General features: G+C 66.6%; 13 protein-coding genes, 1 other RNA gene and 1 riboswitch. Of the genes, 9 read left to right on the top strand and 5 right to left on the bottom strand.

All coding sequences use genetic code 11. The features are described from left to right. Positions 1 to 59: 59 nt before the first annotated feature. Positions 60 to 833, bottom strand: coding sequence for an arginyltransferase (locus tag QGV55_RS17820; protein ID WP_281019288.1), 774 nt, complete (start codon positions 831 to 833; stop codon positions 60 to 62). 217 nt (positions 834 to 1050) lie between these two features. After that, positions 1051 to 1161, top strand: a riboswitch (guanidine-I (ykkC/yxkD leader). Positions 1162 to 1250: 89 nt separating this feature from the next. On the opposite strand from QGV55_RS17820, the gene QGV55_RS17825 reads away from it, so the two are divergent. The 5 genes from QGV55_RS17825 to QGV55_RS17845 all read left to right on the top strand — a co-directional run bounded on the left by QGV55_RS17825 (position 1251) and on the right by QGV55_RS17845 (position 5733). Then, positions 1251 to 2315: a putative urea ABC transporter substrate-binding protein gene (locus QGV55_RS17825; protein WP_281019287.1), complete on the top strand. Its 1065-nt coding sequence runs from the start codon at positions 1251 to 1253 to the stop codon at positions 2313 to 2315. A 91-nt stretch (positions 2316 to 2406) separates the two neighbouring features. Then, the gene (locus QGV55_RS17830; protein WP_281019286.1) at positions 2407 to 3228 is read left to right on the top strand and encodes an ABC transporter permease; all 822 of its coding nucleotides are present in this window, start codon (positions 2407 to 2409) and stop codon (positions 3226 to 3228) included. Then, positions 3225 to 4061, top strand: a complete 837-nt coding sequence (locus QGV55_RS17835; protein ID WP_281019285.1) for an ABC transporter ATP-binding protein — start codon at positions 3225 to 3227, stop codon at positions 4059 to 4061. Before QGV55_RS17830 ends, QGV55_RS17835 begins: the two co-directional genes overlap by 4 nt. Further along, a complete protein-coding gene (locus QGV55_RS17840) occupies positions 4018 to 5244 on the top strand; it encodes an agmatinase family protein (protein ID WP_348637678.1) in 1227 nt (408 codons plus the stop codon). The genes QGV55_RS17835 and QGV55_RS17840 overlap by 44 nt, the downstream gene beginning before the upstream one ends. Positions 5245 to 5247: 3 nt before the next feature. Beyond that, positions 5248 to 5733, top strand: coding sequence for a hypothetical protein (locus tag QGV55_RS17845; protein ID WP_281019283.1), 486 nt, complete (start codon positions 5248 to 5250; stop codon positions 5731 to 5733). Positions 5734 to 5803: 70 nt separating this feature from the next. On the opposite strand, the gene QGV55_RS17850 is transcribed toward QGV55_RS17845, so the two are convergent. The 4 genes from QGV55_RS17850 to tkt all read right to left on the bottom strand — a co-directional run bounded on the left by QGV55_RS17850 (position 5804) and on the right by tkt (position 11133). Then, a complete protein-coding gene (locus QGV55_RS17850; RefSeq protein ID WP_281019282.1) occupies positions 5804 to 6823 on the bottom strand; it encodes a class I fructose-bisphosphate aldolase in 1020 nt (339 codons plus the stop codon). A 67-nt stretch (positions 6824 to 6890) separates the two neighbouring features. Then, entirely contained in the window at positions 6891 to 8093 is a 1203-nt protein-coding gene (locus QGV55_RS17855) for a phosphoglycerate kinase (RefSeq protein WP_348637677.1), read from the bottom strand. Positions 8094 to 8131: 38 nt separating this feature from the next. Further along, entirely contained in the window at positions 8132 to 9139 is a 1008-nt protein-coding gene (gap, locus tag QGV55_RS17860; RefSeq protein WP_281019280.1) for a type I glyceraldehyde-3-phosphate dehydrogenase, read from the bottom strand. Between the two features lie 14 nt (positions 9140 to 9153). After that, positions 9154 to 11133 carry a transketolase gene (gene tkt, locus QGV55_RS17865; RefSeq protein WP_281019279.1) on the bottom strand — a complete coding sequence of 660 codons (1980 nt, stop codon included), beginning with the start codon at positions 11131 to 11133 and terminating at the stop codon, positions 9154 to 9156. A 259-nt stretch (positions 11134 to 11392) separates the two neighbouring features. Between tkt and QGV55_RS17870 the strand changes: the two genes are divergently transcribed. The 4 genes from QGV55_RS17870 to QGV55_RS17885 all read left to right on the top strand — a co-directional run bounded on the left by QGV55_RS17870 (position 11393) and on the right by QGV55_RS17885 (position 14218). Next, on the top strand, positions 11393 to 11698 hold the full coding sequence (locus QGV55_RS17870) for a hypothetical protein (RefSeq protein WP_281019278.1): 306 nt from the start codon (positions 11393 to 11395) through the stop codon (positions 11696 to 11698). Positions 11699 to 11704: 6 nt separating this feature from the next. Next, positions 11705 to 12052: a cell division protein ZapA gene (locus QGV55_RS17875; RefSeq protein WP_281019277.1), complete on the top strand. Its 348-nt coding sequence runs from the start codon at positions 11705 to 11707 to the stop codon at positions 12050 to 12052. A 109-nt stretch (positions 12053 to 12161) separates the two neighbouring features. Beyond that, positions 12162 to 12320, top strand: a non-coding RNA gene (gene ssrS / locus QGV55_RS17880) — 6S RNA. Positions 12321 to 12454: 134 nt separating this feature from the next. Next, on the top strand, positions 12455 to 14218 hold the full coding sequence (locus tag QGV55_RS17885) for a monovalent cation:proton antiporter-2 (CPA2) family protein (RefSeq protein WP_281019276.1): 1764 nt from the start codon (positions 12455 to 12457) through the stop codon (positions 14216 to 14218). Positions 14219 to 14232: the final 14 nt, after the last annotated feature.

A 14232-nucleotide genomic window follows, 5' to 3' on the forward strand; every position in this document is an offset into this window, starting at 1 on the left:
GGAAACTGTCGTTGCCCCAAGTGTGGTGAGCCGGGCCGGTCACCACAACCCTGCAGCCGTCACGTTCTCTGGTCTTCGCCGGCCTCCGCCGGCAGGCCCTGGTCTTCGCCGCTCTCCGCCGTCAGGTCCGTCCAGCCGTCGGGCGTCAGCTGTTCCAGCGGGCGGAAGGCGGACTTGTAGGCCATCTTGCGGCTGCCCGGGATCCAGTAGCCGAGGTAGACGTTTGTCAGTTCCTCCGACAGGGCATGCCAGACATGCCACTGCAGGACATAGACGCCGAGACTGCGCCGTTCGTCCTCCGTATCGAAGAAGCTGTAGACGAGGGAGAATCCGTCCTGCATCCGGTCCGTCAGACAGACCGCGTGCAGTTTCAGGTCGGCATCCCGGAACTCCACCAGGAAGGTATCGACCGGCGTATCCTCCACCATGGCGCGATAGTCACCGAAGCGCATGTCGGCCATCCCGCCCTCCGCATGGCGGGTGGTGAGATACTGGCGGAACAGCATGTAATGCTCCCGCGTCGCCAGTGCGGGCACGATGCGGGCACTCAGATCCTGGTTGCGCCGCCAGTTGCGCCGCTGGGTGCGGTTCGGCCTGAACCGCGCCACCGGCACGCGCACGGGAATGCAGGCGTTGCAATTGTCACAGGCCGGGCGGTAGGCGAGATCCTGGCTGCGCCGGAAACCGGCGGCCGACAGCGCGCTGTGCAGCTGGTCCGGTTCCTCCCCCGACAACAGGGTCACGACCTTCCGCTCCATGCGACCAGGCAGGTACGGGCAGGGGGTTGGCGGCGTGGCAAAGAAGTGCCGCAACGGGATCTGAACGCGCTTCATGGCCGAAAGCGTAATCCAGCCGAACGCGCCGTGCAGCATATTCTTGCAGCCGATTTTCGACCATTTGCCGATATGCCTGAACAAGGGGCGAAAAATGCGGCATTGCCCAACATTCGGGCATTTTTCCGTGCCCGCTGATTCGGCGCCTCGGCAAGCGGCTGATTCCAATGATGAATCCGCAAGGCACTTACTGGCACATGGTTTGCGCTGTGTCAGGACAACAGGCGACTAGGGTTCCGGCGGGCCGCAAGGGCACGTGTCTGGTCCGAGAGTTGCCATCCCGCCGATGACACGGCGGGACACACGGCGGGCCAAAATCCCGGGAGATCTTGCGCGGCGATGCATGCCGGACGCGGTCTTTCCCGACCTCCGAAGTCCGGTGACCAGAGCCAGACAGTGACGATTGAGGAGGGTGTGATGAAACGAATTGCTGCATTGATGACGGGACTGGCGCTGCTGGGCGCGGTCTCCCTTTCCCCGGCGGAGGCCGCGAAGAAGGACAGCTTCCGCGTGGCCTGGTCGATCTATGTCGGCTGGATGCCCTGGGGCTACATGTCCGATTCCGGCATCATGAAGAAGTGGGCCGACAAGTACGGCATCGACGTCGAGATCGTGCAGATCAACGACTATATCGAATCGATCAACCAGTACACTGCGGGGGCCTTCGACGGCGTTTCCGCCACCAACATGGACACGCTGTCCATTCCGTCCGGTGGCGGCATCGACACCACCGCGCTGATCGTCGGCGACTTCTCCAACGGCAATGACGCGGTGCTGGTGAAGGGCGACGGCGGCTTCAAGGCGCTGGCCGGCAAGCCGATCAATCTGGTGGAACTGTCCGTTTCGCATTACCTGCTGGCCCGCGGGCTGGAGAGTGCGGGCATGTCGGAGGCTGATATCAGCGTCGTGAACACTTCCGACGCCGACATGGTCGCCGCCTTCGCCACACCGGACGTGCAGGCCGCCGTGACCTGGAACCCGCTGGTCTCCACCATCATGGAGATGCCGGGTGTCTCGAAGATCTACGACAGTGCCGACATTCCGGGCGAGATCATCGACCTGATGGTGGTGAATACCGAAACGCTGGCCGACAACCCGGCCTTCGGCAAGGCGCTGGTGGGTGCCTGGTACGAGGCCATGCAGGTCATGTCCTCCGACACGCCTGCCGGTATCGCGGCGCGCGAGAGCATGGCCGCCGCATCGGGCACCGATCTGGCAGGCTATGACGCCCAGCTGGCCACCACGCAGATGTTCTACCAGCCTGCCGCCGCCGTGGCCTTCACGCAGGATGCGAAGCTGATCCAGACCATGGATTTCGTCCGCAAGTTCCTGTTCGAGCATGGCATCCTGGGCGAGGGCGCGCAGTCGGTGGATGACATCGGTATCGCCTTTCCCGGCGGCAAGAGCCTGGGTGACAAGGGCAACATCACCTTCCGCTTCGACCCGACCTACATGCAGATGGCCGCCGACGGCGCCCTCTGACCGGGCAGGCCTGACCGCAACCGCCACGCTGGGTGAACCGCATCCGGCGTGGCGCGCGGTCCGGGCCGTGGCCTGAACGGAACAATCTGTCATGCGCTGGATCAACAGACGCCCCGGACGCCCCCTGCTGTTCGTGCTGGCCGCCCTGCCGTTCGTGCTGACCCTGCTGGCCTATGTCGTCGGTTCCGACATCCGCCGTGCGGCCAACCCGAACGACAAGCTGCTGCCGGCGCTGGAGAAGGTGATCGACCGCGCCCAGGCCCTGGCGACCGAGCCGGACCGCCGGTCGGGGGAGATCCTGCTGTGGCAGGACACGGCGGCGAGCCTCCAGCGGCTGGCCATCGGGGTCACCTGTGCCGCGCTCATCGGCGTGGCTTTCGGGCTGCTGATCGGGCTGTTCCCACTGGCACGATCGACATTGGCCTCCTACATCGCCGTGCTGTCGCTGATCCCGCCGCTGGCGCTGCTGCCGGTCCTGTTCCTGGTCTTCGGACTGGGGGAGACGGCGAAGATCGTGCTGATCGCTGTCGGCATCACCCCGTTCCTGATCCGCGACCTGGGCCAGCGGGTGCTGGAGATCCCGCTTGAGCAACTGGTGAAGGCGCAGACGCTCGGGGCCTCGTCCTGGCAGATCATGACCCGTGTGGCCCTGCCCCAGCTTGCCCCGCGCCTGATCCAGGCGGTGCGGCTGTCGCTGGGTCCGGCCTGGCTGTTCCTGATCGCGTCGGAGGCCATCGCCGCGCAGGCCGGTCTCGGCTACCGCATCTTTCTGGTCCGCCGCTACCTCGCCATGGACATCATCATCCCCTACGTCCTCTGGATCACGGTACTGGCCTTCCTGATCGACTGGTCGCTGCGCCTGACCTCGCGCCGCGCCTTCCGCTGGGCGCATGTGGAGGGGGAAAGCCTGTGAGTACCGTGACCGTCCGTGATGTCTTCAAGACCTATGGTGACGCCCCGGTGCTGGAGCGGGTGAACCTGGAGGTGGCGGACGGCGACTTCTGCGCCATCGTCGGCGCATCCGGCTGCGGCAAGTCCACGTTCCTGCGCATGCTGCTGGCGCAGGAACTGCCGACCCGGGGCCGCATCCACATCGGTGACGCGCGGCCCGCCCGTGAACCCGGCCCCGACCGGGGCGTGGTGTTCCAGCGTTACTCCGTCTTTCCGCACCTCAGCGTGCGCGACAACCTGATCCTGCCGGTGTCCTTCCGCGATGCGCCGATCCTGGGACGCCTGTTCGGCTCCGCCCTCCGCAAGGCCGAGGCGGAGGCGAACGCGACGCTGGAACGGGTCGGCCTGGCCCATGTCGCCGATGCCTGGCCAAGCCAGCTCTCCGGCGGCATGCAGCAGCGGCTGGCCATTGCCCAGGCGCTGGTACGCCGCCCGCGCGTGCTGCTGCTGGACGAGCCCTTCGGCGCGCTGGACCCCGGCACGCGGCTGTCCATGCATGACTTCCTGCTCGACCTCTGGCGGGAAAGCGGCATGACCATCTTCATGGTCAGCCACGACCTGTCGGAGGCCTTCAAGCTCGGCACCCGCGTCGTCGTCTTCGACAAGCCGCGCTGGGACCCCCAGGACCCCAGCCGCTACGGCGCGACCATCACTCATGACTTCAGACTTGGCGACAAGAAGGGGGAGACTTCCAATGACCCGACCCATGACTCCGACCGAGAGACGGCAGCAGCGGCAATCCGTGATGCCGATGCGGCAAGGCCCGGCGGAAACCCGGCGGCACCACCATCCTGACCTGACCAAGCTGCTCGGCTGGAAGGCGGCGCGGGCGGAGGCGGAACTGCCCTCCGGCGAATGGGACAAGGAACGCCAGTGGGCGCTGCGCATGGGCCTGACCGCCGCCGACAGCGTGCAGGACCGCTCCATCCCGACCTTCGCGCGGGGCGAACTGCCCCATTATGCCGGCATCAATACCTTCCTGAAGGCACCCTATGCGGAGGACGTGACCGACGTCGGCCATTTCGACGCCACGGTGCTGGGCGCGCCGTTCGACGGCGGCACCACCTACCGCCCCGGCACCCGCTTCGGGCCGCAGGGCATCCGCAAGATCTCCGCGCTCTACACCCCCTACAACTACGAGCTGGGCGTCGACCTGCGCGAACAGATGACCCTGTGTGACGCAGGCGACATCTTCACGATTCCGGCGAATATCGAGAAGACCTTCGACCAGATCTCGCGGGCCTGCTCCCACGTCTTCTCCAGCGGCTCCATGCCGATCATCCTGGGCGGTGACCATTCCATCGGTTTTCCCACCGTGCGCGGCATCGCCGAATGTACCTCCAAGACCATCGGCATCATCCATTTCGACCGCCATGCCGACATTCAGGAGAAGGACCTGGACGAGCGCATGCACACCACGCCCTGGTTCCATGCCACCAACCTGCCGAATGTCCCGGCGAAGAACCTGGTGCAGATCGGCATCGGCGGCTGGCAGGTCCCGCGTGAGGCGGTGGCCGTGGCGCGGGAGCGCAATACCAACATCATCACCATGTCCGACGTGGAACAGCTCGGCCTCGACCGGGTTGCCGACATGGCGCTGGAGATGGCCTGGGATGGCGCGGACATGGTCTACCTGTCCTTCGACATCGACTGCGTCGACTGCGGCTTCGTGCCCGGCACCGGCTGGCCGGAGCCCGGCGGCTTCCTGCCGCGCGAGGTGCTGCATCTGGTCTCCCGCGTCGCGGCGGAGGGACTGTGCGGCATGGAGATCGTGGAGGTATCACCGCCCTACGACACCTCCGACATCACCGCCCTGTTCGGCACGCGGGTGATCGTGGATGTGCTTGGCTCCATGGTGGCGGCGGGCAAGCTTGGCGCGCACAAGGGCCATATCGACAAGCCCGTGACCGTGCCGATGGGCGATTATGACGCCGCCCGCGACGGCCACCGCTGGTCGAACAAGCCGAAGGGAGCCTGAGCCATGCCGCATGACCATCATTCCCACACGCATGGCCACAGTCATGGTCCCGGTCACGGGCACGGCCACACCCACGGGCACCCGCACGGCACCGGCCACAACCACGCGGCGGATGCCCCCATGCACCTGCACTCGCACATGGAGGAGGAGGACGCGGCCACCGAGATCGGCATGCTCTGCGAGCAGTTCATCGAGGGCTTCCGCGACGCCACCGACAAGGCCACCTTCCTGCGTCTCGCCGGTGTCGCCTTCGAGATGCCCGGCACCGCCGGCGACCCGTCACTGAAACTGGTGGACGTGAAGGTGGAGACCGCCTGGCAGGTCGGCGCAGCCTCCCCTGCCTTCGGCAGCGCCGAACTGTCCTACCTGCCGTTCCCCGGCACGATGATCCGCGAGCGCACCAACTGCGCCCTGGTCTATGTCTCGAAGCAGGAACGCCGCGATCTCGACCTGCGGGAATTCATGCAGCAGAAACGGTCGACAATGTAGATCGCCGCGCCCGGGGGCCTGTCCCTCAGGGACCGGTCCCTCAGGGCCGTGTCTCTCAGGGTCGTGTCTCTCAGGCGGCGTCTTCCATCGCGGCTTCCCATTCACCCCGTGCGGCCAGCCAGTTCATGCGGGCGCGGTGCAGGTAGGCGGCCTGGGCGGCGTCGACATTGCCGGTCTGGCCGACCCACGCCTTCAGGGCCGACTGCTGCAGCGCGCGGCCGTAGGAAAAGCTCAGCGCCCAGGGCAGCGGCCCCATGCGGTTCATCGCGTCCAGATGGGCGGTCGCCTCGACCTCGGTCTGGCCACCCGAAAGGAAGACGATGCCCGGAACGGCGGAGGGCACGCAGCGCTTCAGGGTGGCGACGGTGGCGGCGGCGACGGCCTGCACATCGGCACGATCGGCGGCGTCCTGACCGGAAATCACCATGTTCGGCTTCAGCAGGATGCCTTCCAGCTCCACACGCTGGGCGTAGAGCTCGTTGAAGACCGCATCCAGCGTATCCTCGGTGACCTTCTGGCAGCGGGCCAGGTCGTGGTCACCGTCCATCAGCACCTCGGGCTCCACGATCGGCACGATGCCGGCTTCCTGCGACAGCTTCGCGTAGCGGGCCAGCGCATGGGCATTGGTGTCGATGCAATAGGCGGAGGGAATGTCGTTCGTGATCTTGATGACCGCGCGCCACTTGGCGAAGTCGGCACCCAGCTCGCGGTACTCGGCGAAGCGTTCGCGCAGGCCGTCCAGACCCTCGGTCACGGTCTCGCCCTCGGCACCGGCCAGCGGCTTGGCGCCCATGTCCACCTTGATGCCCGGTGCCACGTTCTCCGACCGGATCAGGTCCACCAGGGTGGTACCGTCGGCCGCCTTCTGGCGCAGGGTCTCGTCATACAGGATGACACCGCCGACATGCTTGCCGTGACCCGCCGTGCGGAACATCAGCTCACGATAGTCGCGGCGGTTCTCTTCAGTGTTCTCGACCCCGATGGAATCGAAGCGCTTCTTGATGGTGCCGGTCGATTCGTCGGCGGCAAGCACACCCTTCCCATTCTCGACGATCCCACGGGCAATGGCATTCAGGTCACGGTCAGACATCGGTTCCTCCACACTCACTCACATACGTTCCTGCGACCGCGCCGTACGCGCCGGTCGCCAATCCGGTTCAGTCGTCCTGGTGCATCAGCACGGCAACGCCGGGCAGTTCCTTGCCCTCGATCCATTCCAGGAATGCGCCACCCGCTGTCGATACATAGGAAAAATCGTCTGCCACACCGGCATGGTTCAGCGCCGCAACGGTATCCCCGCCACCTGCCACCGAGCGCAGCTTTCCGGCGCGGGTCTGCTTCGCCGCCGCCTGGGCAACGGTCACGGTCGCCGCATCGAAGGGCGGAAACTCGAACGCGCCCATGGGGCCGTTCCACATCAGCGTGCGGCATTCGCCGATGCGCCGCACCGCCTCCGCCGCGCTTTCCGGGCCGACATCCAGGATCATCCGGTCGGCGCTGACACTGTCGATGGACACGGTCTCCGTCGCCGCGCCCTTCTCCAGCTTCGCTGCCACCACGGCATCGACCGGCAGCAGCACATCGCAGCCATTGGCCTGCGCCTGCTTCAGGATCTTCGCCGCGACGTCCACCAGATCCGGTTCCGCCAGCGAGGCACCCACATCCTTCCCCTGCGCCAGCAGGAAGGTATTGGCCATGGCCCCGCCGATGATCAGCAGATCGACCTTCGCCGTCAGGTTGGTCAGCACGTCCAGCTTGGTCGAAACCTTGGCACCGCCGACCAGCGCCGCCGCGGGCCGCTCCGGATCGCTCAGTGCCGCCTGCAGTGCCTCCAGCTCCGCCTGCATGCAGCGCCCGGCAGCACTCGGCAGCCGCCGCGCCAGCCCCTCCGTCGAGGCATGGGCGCGATGGGCGCAGGAGAAGGCATCGGCGACGAACAGGTCGCCCATGGCCGCCAGCCGGTCGGCGAAGCCCTTGTCGTTCTTCTCCTCACCCGAATGGAAGCGGGTGTTCTCCAGCAGCACGACATCGCCATTGTCCATGGCGGAGATCGCGGTTTCCGCCTTCGCACCGATGCAATCCTCGCCGAATCCGACATCCTGGCCCAGCAGCCGCTGCAGCGCGGCGGCGACCGGGCGCAGCGTCATCTCCGGCACGACCTTGCCCTTGGGCCGGTCGAAATGGGCCAGCAGCACAACCTTCGCACCCCGTTCCGACAGGTCGCGGATCGTGGGCAGAACCCGCTCGATCCGCGTCGTGTCGCCGACGGCACCATCCTTCACCGGTACGTTCAGATCGACCCGTACCAGCACGCGCCGACCCGCGACCTCCAGGTCATCGATGGTCTGGAACGCGGACATCGCCTTCTGGCCCATGCTTTCGCCCAACCCTGCGCCGGTCAGATCAGCGCGGCCATGGCGCGGGCGGTGTCGCCCATGCGGTTGGAGAAGCCCCATTCATTGTCGTACCAGCTCAGCACCCGCACGAAGGTACCGTCGATGACCTGGGTCTGGGTCAGGTCGAAGGTGGAGCTGGCCGGGCAATGGTTGAAGTCGATGGAGACCAGCGGCGCGTCATTCACGTCCAGCACACCCTTCAGGCGACCCTCGGCGGCCTTGATCATGGCCTCGTTGATCTCCTCCGCCGTGGTCTCGCGACCGGCGTTGAAGGTCAGGTCGATCAGGGAGACATTGTTGGTCGGGACGCGGACGGAGGTGCCGTCCAGCTTGCCCGCCAGTTCCGGCAGCACCAGGCCGACGGCCTTCGCGGCACCGGTGGTGGTCGGGATCAGCGACGACGCCGCGGCACGGGCGCGACGCATGTCGCTGTGCAGGGTGTCGACGGTGCGCTGGTCGCCGGTATAGGCGTGGATGGTGGTCATGAAGCCCTGCTGGATACCCACCAGGTCGTTCAGCACCTGCGCCACGGGGGCCAGGCAGTTGGTGGTGCAGGACGCGTTGGAGACAACGGTGTGGTCAGCCGTGAGCTGGTCATGGTTGACGCCATAGACCACGGTCAGGTCGGCATTGCTGGCCGGGGCCGAAACCAGGACGCGCTTGGCACCCGCGTCCAGATGCATCGCGGCCTTGTCGCGGCTGGCGAAGATGCCGGTGCATTCGAAGGCGATATCGACGCCCAGCTCGCCCCAGGGCAGCTTCGCCGGGTCACGCTCCGACGTCACCCGCACATCGCCCGCGCCATAGTTCATGCTGTCGGCGGTGGTGGTGATCTTCGTCGGAAACCGGCCATGGACGGTATCGTACTGCAGCAGGTGGGCATTGGCCTCGACCGAGCCGAGGTCGTTGATCGCCACGATCTCGATGTCGTCACGACCCGACTCGGCAATGGCGCGCAGCACCAGCCGACCGATACGTCCAAACCCGTTGATTGCAACACGTACTGTCATGGTTCTCGTCTCCCTCAGGAAAGGCTGTCCTTTACGGCGGCCGCAACGTGGGCTGCCGTGATACCGAAATGTTCGTAGAGTTCAGGTGCCGGGGCGGAGGCACCGAAGCTGTCCATGGCGATGATGACGCCATCCGTGCCGACATAACGCTCCCAGCCCCAGGCTGCGGCGGCCTCGACCGCGACCTTCAGCGTGTCGGTGCCCAGGATCTCGTCGCGATAGTCGCGGCCCTGGGCGTCGAACAGCTCCGTGCAGGGCATGGACACGACGCGGGTCGGAATGGACTCGGCCTGCAGCAGCTTGCGGGCGTCCAGCGCGGTCTGCACCTCGGTGCCGGTGCCGATGATGGTCACCTGCGCGGCCCCGCCGGTGGCCTCTTCCATGATGTAGCCGCCGCGCGCGGTCAGATTCTCGTTCACCCGGGTGCGCAGCGTCGGCGTGCCCTGACGCGACAGCGCCAGCAGGGACGGACCGTCGCGATGCTCCACCGCCAGCTTCCAGGCCTCCGAGGTCTCCACCGCGTCGGCGGGGCGGAAGACCCGCAGGCCGGGCATGGCGCGCAGCGAGGCCAGATGCTCCACCGGCTGATGCGTCGGGCCGTCTTCGCCGAGACCGATCGAATCATGGGTCATGACATAGATCACCTGCTGCCCCATCAGGGCGGACAGGCGGATCGACGGGCGGCAATAGTCGGTGAAGACCATGAAGGTGCCGCCGAAGGGCAGGATGCCGCCATGCAGCGCCATGCCGTTCATGATCGCGGCCATGCCATGCTCGCGCACGCCATAGAAGACATAGGATCCGCCGAAGTCCGATGCCTCCACCGGGGTCATGCCGCCGGTGCGGGTCAGGTTCGACCCGGTCAGGTCGGCGGAACCGCCGACCATCTCCGGCAGGTGCGGCTGGATCGCGGCGATCGCGTCCTGGGAGGCCTTGCGCGTGGCAACCTTCGGCTTCTCCGCCACCAGATGCTCCAGATGCGTGATCAGGGCCTTGTCCCAGCCTTCCGGCAGCTTGCCCGCCAGCACGCGCATCAGTTCGTCGCGACGGTCGCGATCCATGCCGGCCACGGTCTCTTCCCAGGCGGCGGAACGGGCACCGCCACGGGCACCGACCAGACGCCAGGCGTCCAGCACCGCATCCGGAATCACGAAGGGCTCGGCGTTCCAGCCCAGGCGCGTGCGGGTGGCCGCGATCTCGTCGGCGCCCAGCGGTGCGCCATGGGTGGCCGCAGTGCCTTCCTTGTTGGGGGAGCCGTAGCCGATGGTGGTGCGGCAGGCGACCAGCGACGGGCGCGGGTCATTGCGCGCGGCCCCGATGGCCTCCTCAATCGCCTTCGGGTCATGACCGTCGCAGTCCAGAACATGCCAGCCGGAGGCGGCGAAGCGCGCGAGCTGGTCGTCGGACACGGACAGGTCGGTCGGCCCGTCGATGGAGATGTGATTGTCGTCGAACAGCACCACCAGCTTGCCCAGCTTCAGGTGCCCGGCCAGGCTCGCCGCCTCGTGGCTGATGCCTTCCATCAGGCAGCCGTCACCGGCGATGCAATAGGTGTAATGGTCGATGACCTTCTGCCCGAAGCGGGCGGACAGGATGCGCTCCGCAAGCGCGAAACCGACGGCATTGGCAATGCCCTGACCCAGCGGCCCGGTGGTGGTCTCGATCCCGCTGGCGTGGCCGAACTCCGGATGGCCGGCCGTCTTCGCGCCCAGCTGGCGGAAATTCCGCAGCTCGTCCATCGTCATGTCGGGATAGCCCGTCAGATGCAGCAGCGAATAGAGCAGCATAGACCCGTGGCCCGCGCTCAGCACGAAGCGGTCGCGGTTGGCCCAGTCGGGGCGGCGGGGATCGAAGTGCAGGAACTTCGAGAACAGCACGGTCGCCACATCGGCCATGCCCATCGGCATGCCGGGATGACCCGAGTTTGCCTGCTGGACAGCATCCATCGACAGGGCGCGGATGGCATTGGCCATGGCGCTGTGATCAACTTTCATGACGGGCCTCTGGATATTCTGGATGCCGGATGCGTCGGGCGGGCTGACGTTAGGACACCGCCGGACCGAAGCCCGACCGTGTCGCGGCGTGGTGTACTGCTTTCCTGTCGCGGGCGCAAATATTCGCCACACTGCCCACGGGTTCACCGGCAAATCGGGCAGGGGGTGAGGGCGGGCACCGAATTTGGCCCCTTCGGTGTTGTTGACGCTTCGCCCGCGCTGTTTCTATAGTTACCCGTCAACGACGTGATCTAACTGCATGACAGGCAACCAGCTTTTGACTCCGGTTTCTGAAGATGACGAGGACGGAAAACTGCTCGCCCGGATCGAGGCGGCGCTGGACCGGCTCGACCGGTTGACGGACGCCGAAGCCTTGCGGCGAACAGCCGCAGAGGCTGATGCAAATGGCAGTGATTCCATGGGCTTGCAGGCGGAGAACGCCGACCTGAAACAGCGGCTGGAGATGCTGGAAGGTCGGGAAGCCTCCCGCCGCGCGACCATCAGTGACGTCACCGCGCGGGTGGATCGTGCCATCGGCAATCTCGACACCGTCCTGAAAGGCTGACCGGTCATGGCGACAACAGTCACGGTTTCCGTCGGCGGACAGAACCACACCATCGGCTGCGGCCCGGGGGAGGAAGCGCGGGTCACCGAGCTTGCCGAATATCTGGATTCACGCGCCGCCGAACTGACCGCCAGCGGTGCACAGCCGTCCTACAACCGGCTGCTGCTGATGACCGCGCTGATGATTGCCGACGACCTGGCCAATGCCCTGGATGATGTCGACCGGGCCCGCGAGCAGGCGGCGGCGGAGACTGCCGGGACCGCACCGGCCGCCGCACCGCCGGTGGACCGCGCCCGTCTGGCCAGCATCGCGGAGCGGCTGGAAGCCTATGCCGACCGGCTGGAGTCCGACTGAGACGCCTCGCCAGCCCCCGCAGACCTGCCCCCTGACAGGCGCGCGTGGACAGCCATGTCCGACACATCATTTCCTTATGGGCCGCGCATCGCTATATACGTCGCTCGGGCGGGTTCTGTAGGGTACGACAGGCACGCATAGCCCCTGGGCCAATATCGCTCTCTCGGGAGCTGTCCCTCGCTGGAACCCTGGTTCCGATGACACGGCACCCACCTGGTAACCCAGGTCCAAGAGGCGCTTTCAAGCCACCGGCCTGAATGGTCCCGCCCGAGCCAGCCCCCCCAAAGAGTCACGCCTGGCGAATGCCTCCCCCCCGCATCGCGCGAACAGATGGCAACCCGCGTCGGAAATCGGCTATCCTGTTGATCTGTCGGCAAATGCGTGCGGGGGCGAGGGAAGGCCATGCATGAAGGTTCTGACCTTCTTCGTGAGGTGCTGGTGTTCCTGGCGGCCGCCGGTGTGGTCGTGCCGATCCTGCAGCGGCTGCGCGTCAGCCCCGTCCTCGGCTTCCTGATCGTCGGCATCATCGTCGGGCCGTTCGGGCTGGCCCGTTTCTCCGAATCCGCGCCCTGGCTGCACCATGTCTCCATCGGTGATCCGGAATCCGTGCGCTCCATCGCGGAACTGGGCGTGGTCTTCCTGCTGTTCATGATCGGGCTGGAGCTCTCGCTGGAGCGGCTGCGGGCGATGCGGCGGCTGGTCTTCGGACTGGGTGGCGCGCAGGTGCTGGTCACCGGCACGGTGATCGGCCTGATCGCGTCCTGGTTCGGCAACAGCCCGGCCACCTCCATCGTGCTGGGTGCCGCCTTCGCGCTCTCCTCCACCGCCGTGGTGATGCAGTTGCTGTCGGAGGGCGGGCGCATGGCGTCCCCCACCGGTCGTACCGGCTTCGCGATCCTGCTGTTTCAGGACCTGGCCGTGCTGCCGATCCTGTTCCTGGTGGTGGCGCTGGCGGCGCAGGGTGACGGTTCCCCCGTGCTGGCCTTCGCGCTCGCCATGGGGCAGGCGCTGGTTGCGGTCGTTGTCATTCTGGTCGTCGGGCGGTTCGTCATCCGGCCCGTGTTCCGGGTGCTGGGGCGGGAAGCCGGGCCGGAGATGTTCCTGGCACTGGTGCTGCTGCTGATCATCGGCATCGCGGTGGCAACGGAAATGGCCGGGCTTTCCATGGCCCTCGGGGCCTTCCTGGCCGGGCTGCTGATGGCGGAGACCGACTACAGGCATCAGATCGAGGTGGATATCGAACCCTTCAAGGGCCTGTTGCTGGGCCTGTTCTTCGTCTCCGTCGGCATGAGCATCGACATCGCCAGCCTGGCCAACCGGCCCGAATGGCTGCTCGCCTCCGTCCTGGGGCTGGTGATCATCAAGGCCCCGATCATCCTGGTGCTCGCCCGCGCCTTCGGCCAGCCGCTGCCGGTGGCGGTGGAGACCGGCATCCTGCTGTTCCAGGGCGGTGAATTCGCCTTCCTGGTCGTGGCCATGGCGCTGGACGTCGGCCTGATGCCCGAGGAGACGGCGCAGTTCATGCTGATCGTCGCCAGCCTGAGCATGATGGTCACACCCCTGCTGGCCAATCTGGGAATGCGGCTGGCACTGGAGCTGGAGGACCGCTCGGCCAAGCGCGGCGTGACGGGCATGGAATCCACCGATGATCTGACGGATCATGTCATCGTCGTCGGCTACGGCCGGGTCGGGCGCTCGGTCGCCGGTACCCTGTCCTCGCAGGAGATCGACCACATCAGCATCGATATCGATGCCGCCCGCGTCGCCCGCTATCGCCGGGAAGGCCGGGGCGTGGTCTTCGGCGATGCCAGCCATCCGGAGATGCTGAAACGGCTGGGGGCGGGCAGGGCCCTGGCGCTGGTCGTGACCCTGGACCGGCAGACGGATGCCGAACGGATCGTCGAGGTTGCCTCACACAACTGGCCGGACCTGGTCATCCATGCCCGCGCCCGTGACAATGCCCACGCCACGCGCCTGACCACCCGCGGCGCGGATCGCGTGGTGCCGGAGGCGCTGGAGGCCGGGCTGCATCTGGCGGAAGGTCTGCTGATCGACATCGGCATGCCCCAGACCGCCGCCCGCCAGGCCGTCGAGGCCCGCCGCCAGCTTGCACAGGCCGACCTGCAGGAACGCCTCGACAAGGCGAGCCACCAGAATCCTGCCTGAGGCGGTCGATCCTC

It is taken from the genome of Minwuia sp. IMCC3009 (genome assembly GCF_029909415.1).
Classification (GTDB): Bacteria; Pseudomonadota; Alphaproteobacteria; order Minwuiales; family Minwuiaceae; genus Minwuia.

Bases quoted from the DNA above. Each gene is read 5' to 3' on its own strand.
- QGV55_RS17855 (WP_348637677.1), bottom strand. From the start codon at position 8,093: ATGTCCGCGTTCCAGACCATCGATGACCTGGAGGTCGCGGGTCGGCGC.
- QGV55_RS17830 (WP_281019286.1), top strand. From the start codon at position 2,407: ATGCGCTGGATCAACAGACGCCCCGGACGCCCCCTGCTGTTCGTGCTG.
- tkt (WP_281019279.1), bottom strand. From the start codon at position 11,133: ATGAAAGTTGATCACAGCGCCATGGCCAATGCCATCCGCGCCCTGTCG.
- QGV55_RS17840 (WP_348637678.1), top strand. From the start codon at position 4,018: ATGCGGCAAGGCCCGGCGGAAACCCGGCGGCACCACCATCCTGACCTG.
- QGV55_RS17825 (WP_281019287.1), top strand. From the start codon at position 1,251: ATGAAACGAATTGCTGCATTGATGACGGGACTGGCGCTGCTGGGCGCG.
- gap (WP_281019280.1), bottom strand. From the start codon at position 9,139: ATGACAGTACGTGTTGCAATCAACGGGTTTGGACGTATCGGTCGGCTG.
- QGV55_RS17875 (WP_281019277.1), top strand. From the start codon at position 11,705: ATGGCGACAACAGTCACGGTTTCCGTCGGCGGACAGAACCACACCATC.
- QGV55_RS17885 (WP_281019276.1), top strand. From the start codon at position 12,455: ATGCATGAAGGTTCTGACCTTCTTCGTGAGGTGCTGGTGTTCCTGGCG.
- QGV55_RS17870 (WP_281019278.1), top strand. From the start codon at position 11,393: ATGACAGGCAACCAGCTTTTGACTCCGGTTTCTGAAGATGACGAGGAC.
- QGV55_RS17820 (WP_281019288.1), bottom strand. From the start codon at position 833: ATGAAGCGCGTTCAGATCCCGTTGCGGCACTTCTTTGCCACGCCGCCA.
- QGV55_RS17845 (WP_281019283.1), top strand. From the start codon at position 5,248: ATGCCGCATGACCATCATTCCCACACGCATGGCCACAGTCATGGTCCC.
- QGV55_RS17850 (WP_281019282.1), bottom strand. From the start codon at position 6,823: ATGTCTGACCGTGACCTGAATGCCATTGCCCGTGGGATCGTCGAGAAT.